Genomic DNA, 7092 nt, shown 5'->3' with positions numbered 1-7092 from the left:
GTGTCGCGGTCACGAACAGTGACGGCATTATCTTCTAACGTATCGAAATCAACGGTGATGCAGTACGGTGTACCGATTTCATCCTGCGCATAATATCGCTTGCCGATATTACCTCTGTCATCCCACGCAGTCATGTATTTCTTTCGGAGCGACGCATAAATCTCACGGGCTTTTGCAACCAACTCAGGTTTATTTTTGAGAAGCGGGAATACGGCGACTTTGTAGGGTGCAAGCTTTGGCGGGAGTTTTAATACAACGCGTCCCGCTTGCCCTGAGCTTGCTTGTGGTGAGCTTGTCGAATCCGTCGAAGGGTTCTCCGCATAGGACTCGAGAAGTGTGGCGAGCATAGAACGGTCCACGCCCCACGTCGGCTCAATCACGTGCGGATAAAATGCTTCGCTCCCTTCCTCCCTATATGGCGGTTCTTTGAAATGATTTTTGAGATCAAAATCTGTGCGGTATGCGAGTCCATAGAGCTCTTTTGTGCCGAACGGATAATCATATTCAAAATCTATCGTCTTTTTTGAGTAATGTGCGAGCTCGTCTTTCGGAACATCGAGCTCATGGATGTGTTCTTTTTTGAGACCCAAATCGTCCGTCATCCAGCTCCACATTTCTTTTCGCCAATGCTCAAATTGATTCTCCCAATCAGCCTCTTTAATGAAGTATTCTATTTCCATTTGTTCAAATTCACGCGTGCGGAAAATAAAATTGCCGGGCGTTATCTCGTTTCTGAAGGCTTTTCCTATTTGCGCGATACCGAATGGCAGTGTTTTGCGTGAAGTACCCAGTACGTTTTTAAAATCAACGAACATTGCCTGGGCTGTCTCGGGACGGAAATAAACAACGGATTTTTCGTCTTCAACGGGACCCAAGAACGTTTTGAGCATCAGATTAAATTGTTTTGCCGGCGTAAAATTCTTGCCGCCGCAACTTTCACAGATATTGTCTTTTATCTGGTCCGCGCGATAACGCGCATGACATTTCTTACATTCTACGAGCGGATCGTTAAACGTTGATAAGTGCCCGGAATTTTCCCATACTTTCGGATTCATAATAAGCGCCGTGTCCACTCCAACGACATCTTTCCGCTGACGCACAAACCGATTCCACCACTCCGTCTTCACGTTCATCTTTAATTCAATGCCCAATGGACCGTAATCCCACGAATTCGCAAGGCCGCCGTAAATCTCCGAGCCGGGAAAAACAAAACCTCTGCGCTTGCAGAGCGAGATTACTTTATCCATCAATGTCTCGTTCTCTGATTTTTTCATAGCAACATATACTACCCCGATGCAAATATACTAATGAATACTAATTATACGAATCAACTTTCTGCATTTGTATCATTCGCACGCATTCGTATATTAGCATCGCGTTCACTGTACCACCATTCCTCCCTGTCCGCCAATACTCGCATCATCCGGCAGTGAAGTTGTAATCGCCACGTCGGTTGCCCGGATATCGCTCCCCGTAAACATATCGCTTCCCTCAATAACCGTCTCGCCGATGAGCGGCATGTACATGCGAAGAAGATTCGGGCTCGGCGTTGCCTCAATCTGGAAAATTGCCTCAAGCGGCGCGTCGGTGATACCTTTGGTCGCCGGAATGCGGGCAATGGCCCACACAACCTCTTGCGTATTGGCATTGTAGTTCAATTGTTCGGGAGAAACACCCTTCACTACCCCAGTCATACGAACATTGTCGCCCAAGCGCGCGCGGACCGTGGCACTCGCGACATCGGTAGAGAAGTTTTTGACCAGCCAATGCACGGTGTAGTTGGTCGAGGCATTCACCCGCGGTGGAATAGGACCATTATTCAAAACACCGGCGCCAGCGTCGCGGAAAAACGCTTTCGCGTCGAGCGCGAGCGCCCCTTTCACCTTCGTTTCAAGACGCATAAGCCCCGATACGCGCCGCGATTCCGATCCCTTGGGTGTTCCTTCGGCATCCATGCGAACATCCGCCTTCAAAAGAAAATTCCGGTCGCTCAACCGCCGCACGGGATAGTTAGGAAGCGTCCGCACGGTAAATATCAGTACACCGGAACTATGCGGGGGGATAACGGCGAGATCCGGAAATGTTGCCGCGCTCCACACTACCGCGTTACCGGAAGGATTAACCGCCGCGTTTGCGGCGCGTAGCGTCGAAAGGTCAAACATCTCGCCACGGAGCTCCGCTTTCACCACCGCGTTCTGTAACGGCTGGTTTGACGTATTTTCATACTCCACCGCGTACACCAGCGTTTCGTTGATTGCGGCAATATACAATGGACTATCGTTAACGCTCAACAGTAAGTTCAGCGGCGACTCGGCAACAGTGACACGCGCGGTTTTTGTCCCGATAATATACTGCTCGCCCAAAAATTCCGCCTCAAGCACGACCCGAAACTCAAAACTCGCAGAGGCTTGTCCCAGCAGATTGCCGCGCACATGAAGTGTTGTTTCCGAACCGCTACGCAAATCACCAAGCTGCCACGTATGCTGGCCGAGGTCGGGCGCGAGCGATGCTTTTTTAAATTCAAAACCAGGCGGGTATTGGATGGTGAGTTTCAGATTACGGAAGTCAATGCCTGCCATGTTTTTCACCGGCACATCAAATCCGAACTCCTCCCCGCTGACCGCCGACTCCGGCGCCACAAGGTCCAACATCATACCACTTGCATCCGCCACCACATCAAACTCACTCGTTTCTTCAAACCGCGAACCGACACTTTCAGGAGAATAATTAATGCGTACAACAAACCGCTTAATAGATTGCTCGTTAGCCAGCACAATCACGTCAAACTCCTCCTGCACCGTGCTCCCCTCGCCGATAAGCCCCAAACTTTTCGTCTCCGTGGTCTTCTCGGGTCTCGCGCCGACAAATGCCGCGCCAAGCGGAAGCTCAAGTGAAAGCTTTGCGTCGCGCAATGCTCCTCCGCCGGTGTTTCCCGCCGCTATGTTGATTGAAAAAGGAACCCCGATGAGTACGCGGTCGGGCTTGGTCACATCAATCGTAACAGCATGAGAACCACTGCCGGAAAAATAATACCAGCCGAGCCCCGCGGCCGCAGCAATGATAAAGATAGAAAATATAAGAAACACCTTAGACATAATTGACGCACTTCAGCATAGACGAATGGTCTTGCTTCGCGCAAGTGTCACAGAAAAATGCCAGCGCCCGAAATGAAAATTTCGTCGGGCGTTCGTTCGCGCACACACTGCATGCCGCGTATCGCGGGTCAAACCCCAAAATGCCGAGCATCTTTGAAGTATAAGCGGTAAACGGCGACGCGGGAGGATTACCGAACATTTCCGAAAGCATCCGCCACATCTCTGGGTCCGAATCGCCACGAAACCCACTTTCTTTAAACACGTGCGCGAGGCGCAAACCGACGGCAAGCGCCTCCGGTGACGCGCGCCACCCGAGAGAACGGTGGCGCAGTAGCGCGTCACCGATCTGATAACCGGTGGATCCGCCGGTGCTTCGCTCAATAAGCCGCACCTTCACAAAATTCAGCGGCTCCAAGTGCGTGGCGAGCTTTGAAGTGATTTTGCGGATGCTCGTGGCTTTCGCGACAACACTCCCCAGCGCCTCGGTGTACAAAAAAACGCGGGCATCCTGCTCGCCGCTGTCTTCTTTGTCAATCACCATCGCATCGGTAATACATTCAGCCATCAACTACTATTCTATCAAAAAAAGTAGTCCCGCGCGAGGCAATTGCCGCGCGCGGGACCGTTCTCTGCTAGAGATTGACCGATTCAGCCTTCGGAAGCTTCTCGCTGGCCGAGGGCCGGAGCGTCGCCATGCTTCCGGTTGCGTAATGAAGAAATACGATACTCCCCGCTTCTGTGGACTTCACGACGTCCCACGCTGCGAGATCAATCGTAAACCATTTGTCCTCCGGCGCCGGACCGCCGAACCATTTCCCCTTCTCTACGGAAAGCGGGTACTGCTTCTCCTCGAGCCGCGCGAACCGGAAACGAAGCACGGTGCCAACATACGCGAGCTCGCGCACCTCACCACGGTATCGCCGAGGATGCAATCCGCCGAGCGCAGGGAGTACAAGCACCTCCAATTGCCCGCCGACGAATTTCGCGAGCGTCGCTTCCGAGAAGTCGTGCGCCTTCGGGCTGTACGACATCGCTATGCCTCCTTTTACTGGCTCTTGACGAGAAAAGCTCTCCACCAGATCCTGTCCACGATGTCACGGATGCACGAGGTCTGCCACAGCACCTCGCGCGTGTCGGCGCCGAAGCTGTCGTGCACGATGGCGCCGACGCGCCCATGCTTGCCGACATCCGCGTAAGCCTCGGACGTCCACGACTCCATGAACCGCACGGCGTAGACGAGATACGCGCCGGGCGCTTTTTCCTCGTCATAAGTGTGGAAGGGGTTCACGGTGTTGTAGGCCTGAAGGACAATCATTCCGAGTTCGCCATAGCGCTCCCGGAAGTCCTCCACGCGCCGCAACTCCGGCCGCCTCATCCAATCCACGAGGTCGAAGAGCCGGAGCAGCAAAGCCCCGAGCACTCCACACCACACCGCTGCCGTCGCGATCCGTTCCCGGTCATTGTATTGCATCGGAGATTCCTCGCAATGAGACCGACTTGAGCTTTACCCATAATACAACAGCGCGAAGAAAAAAGAAGTGGACCGGTCGCCTAGACGACCGGCCCACGAATGATCTACCTACGCAGCGACGCCGAGTGTCGCGAGAATCCCACGAAGGATCTCGCAGTGCCCTGGGAGCATCTCCCCCCCTCTTCAGCATCTCCGCGGCGTCCTCAGGCCGGAAGATCTGGATGATCTCCCCCTCGTCGCCACGAGCCTTGGGATTCACGACGTCCTTATCCACCCTGTAGAAGTAGCGGGTGTGGTTACGCCACGCCCTCTTCTCGTCAACGACCTGCTCCGTCTTGATAAGCACGAGGTCGTTCTCGTAGATTTCCACTCCCCCGACCTCCTCCAGGAACTCCCGCCGCGCGCACTGCTTCGGGGTCTCATTCCCCTCGCCAGCGCCACCCGGAAACTTCCAGTAGAGTTTGCCGGGCTTCGCGGGCTCCTGCACGAGCGCGATCCCCTACGGCGTCACCAGAGCCACAATTCCCGCGATACCAGACATGTTGCACCTCCACAACTCGGAACTGCTTGAATTCGCATCAGGAACACTCCCGACGTAACTGCAATAAGTATACACGATAATTTGGAAAAGTCAACCCTGTGCCAAAGCTTCGCGTTGGCACAGGGCAAGGCCCTCCTATATGTCTTTAGTAAAGCGATGCGGGCGGTTGACAGTCGCCGCGACTAGGGATACCGTTATAGATAGGTTTTTCCTAAGTTCAATATACGCATGAGCAGCGTCCTCATCATTGAAGACAGCCCGAGCGACCTCAAATACTATGAGCCGCTCTTCCGCGCAAACACGACACCGCCCCTTGCGGTGAGTTTCCTGTTTGTGGCGCCGGACAATGACTACTCGGAAAAAAAGCTCAAAGAAGTGGCGGAGCTGCTCAACGAAGATATAGCGTCAAAAATTAAACACTACGCGGTATGCACAAAGGATACTATCCGCGAGTTTTTGACAAACAACCAATACGACTTTTATATTCTGGATTCCCTCGGCGGATTCGCCGAGGAGCTTGTCCGAGGAAACGACGTATTCAAAGGACATCTGTGTTTCTTGAGTAGCACCACGCCGTTTCGGGAATCCATGGAACGCAAGGGCTACCGCGCATATAAAAAAGAAGACATCGGCAGCTTAATCAAAGATTGCTTTTTAAGCAGAGATTAGGGACTTAAATCAAAAACCCCTCCGATGTCTGTCGGAGGGGTTTTTGATTTGATTTACAATATCGTGATTTTAACTACCTGGTATGATCAACTTTATTGTTATTTATGATCCCGACAGCTTTTGAAAGACGCTCGTATCTTGCTTTTAACTCTTCGCGTTTTTCAGGCGCGATATTCGTTTCTTTTTTTAATATATTCATTTTTTCAACAATAGGAACAAGTGCGGCTTTGGCCGATTCTCGTAAAGGATAATTTGCGGCATCTTCCGGTTTGAGGTCAATAATCAAGTGCAACTCTGCGAGAGAGTATGCCGACTCAAACGACACAAGCATCTCTTCATATTCCGCAATTTCCGGACCGCATTCACGTAAGTTCTCCGGAGCTATGACAGTTTCCGGATGATCCTTCACGTACTGTTCGTACTGTTCGTACTGTTCTATTTGCTCTGCTGACAAGCCTTGTTCTTGGGCGACTGATTCCCTTGCCGGCTGTTCTTGTTTTTCCTCCTCTGGCCCTGGAGTTTCCTGCGGAGGATTACTGAACGGATTTTCGATGCTCATATAGTTTTTAATTATTAAAAACTTCCTTCCTCCAAAATTAAAACGCGGCTTGGATCAATACTTCTAACAAATTATATTCTGGTGCCCGGGACAGGAGTCGAACCTGCATGCCTTGCGGCGCTACCACCTCAAGGTAGTGCGTCTGCCATTTCGCCACCCGGGCGCTTTCCTTATAACTTCTCACCTACTATAGCAAGTGCTTTCTTAATTTTCAACCCAAGCAACAAGCCGCCCCGCACGATGCGTGGCGGCTTGTCTTATTCGCATTATTGCCGAGTCAAATTCGCGATATTCGTGAATACTCACCCTACTCCCCCGAAAGTCCCACTTTCTGCCGCGTTTCTTTCTTAGACAAATTACGGATGTAGTACAGCTTTGAGCGGCTCACTTTTCTGGGAGACGAAAGCACATCCACTTTCGCAATGCGCGGCGAATGAACCGGGTACACCTTTTCAACGCCAACGCCCGCGACCGTGCCACGGACGGTAAACGTCCCACCGGCTTGATTCCCGTGCTTCCGCGCCAACACCAGCCCCTCAAAAGAGCTTTCGCGCTCTTTATCGCCTTCTTTCACGCGTTCCCAAACGCGCACCGTGGCGCCGGACTTGATTTGTTTCATGATTGCCTCGTCCATATGTAAAGATAGCGTATCAAAACTCCCGTGCATTTGCAAGCCCCCACGCCTATAATGTACATATGCCCCGTGTTACAACTTCGATCGCCGTATTCGTTTTTCGCGTTGATAAGGATTTGGTTT

At 52.0% G+C, this 7092-nt stretch carries 9 protein-coding genes and 1 tRNA gene; 1 reads left to right on the top strand and 9 read right to left on the bottom strand.

Annotated features, from left to right (window positions below; translation table 11 throughout):
• From Q7R85_04490 to Q7R85_04465, 6 genes are all read right to left on the bottom strand, one after another.
• A partial coding sequence (locus tag Q7R85_04490) for a glycine--tRNA ligase (GenBank protein MDO8585342.1) occupies positions 1-1247 on the bottom strand: 1247 nt, incomplete at its 3' end.
• A 132-nt stretch (positions 1248-1379) separates the two neighbouring features.
• Positions 1380-3095, bottom strand: coding sequence for a hypothetical protein (locus tag Q7R85_04485; protein MDO8585341.1), 1716 nt, complete (start codon positions 3093-3095; stop codon positions 1380-1382).
• Complete coding sequence (locus Q7R85_04480; GenBank protein MDO8585340.1) at positions 3088-3660, bottom strand: recombination protein O N-terminal domain-containing protein; 573 nt, start codon at positions 3658-3660, stop codon at positions 3088-3090. The genes Q7R85_04485 and Q7R85_04480 overlap by 8 nt, the downstream gene beginning before the upstream one ends.
• Before the next feature lie 67 nt (positions 3661-3727).
• On the bottom strand, positions 3728-4126 hold the full coding sequence (locus Q7R85_04475) for a hypothetical protein (protein MDO8585339.1): 399 nt from the start codon (positions 4124-4126) through the stop codon (positions 3728-3730).
• 14 nt (positions 4127-4140) lie between these two features.
• Positions 4141-4566, bottom strand: a complete 426-nt coding sequence (locus Q7R85_04470) for a hypothetical protein (protein MDO8585338.1) — start codon at positions 4564-4566, stop codon at positions 4141-4143.
• Positions 4553-5053: an NUDIX domain-containing protein gene (locus Q7R85_04465; protein ID MDO8585337.1), complete on the bottom strand. Its 501-nt coding sequence runs from the start codon at positions 5051-5053 to the stop codon at positions 4553-4555. Before Q7R85_04465 ends, Q7R85_04470 begins: the two co-directional genes overlap by 14 nt.
• A gap of 282 nt (positions 5054-5335) precedes the next feature.
• Here Q7R85_04465 and Q7R85_04460 point away from each other — a divergent pair, with 282 nt between their 5' ends.
• Positions 5336-5776 (top strand): hypothetical protein, encoded by a 441-nt coding sequence (locus Q7R85_04460; protein ID MDO8585336.1) that lies wholly within the window; start codon positions 5336-5338, stop codon positions 5774-5776.
• Between the two features lie 73 nt (positions 5777-5849).
• Here the strand turns inward: Q7R85_04460 and Q7R85_04455 are convergent, their stop codons facing one another.
• The 3 genes from Q7R85_04455 to Q7R85_04445 all read right to left on the bottom strand — a co-directional run bounded on the left by Q7R85_04455 (position 5850) and on the right by Q7R85_04445 (position 6954).
• Complete coding sequence (locus Q7R85_04455; GenBank protein ID MDO8585335.1) at positions 5850-6335, bottom strand: hypothetical protein; 486 nt, start codon at positions 6333-6335, stop codon at positions 5850-5852.
• A 79-nt stretch (positions 6336-6414) separates the two neighbouring features.
• A tRNA-Leu gene (locus tag Q7R85_04450) sits at positions 6415-6498 on the bottom strand.
• Positions 6499-6642: 144 nt separating this feature from the next.
• Positions 6643-6954, bottom strand: coding sequence for a 50S ribosomal protein L19 (locus Q7R85_04445; protein MDO8585334.1), 312 nt, complete (start codon positions 6952-6954; stop codon positions 6643-6645).
• Between the last annotated feature and the right edge of the window lie 138 nt (positions 6955-7092).

This window comes from bacterium (assembly GCA_030649055.1).
Classification (GTDB): Bacteria; Patescibacteriota; Minisyncoccia; order UBA6257; family JAUSGH01; genus JAUSGH01.
This window is presented reverse-complemented; position numbering and strand designations above follow the sequence as displayed.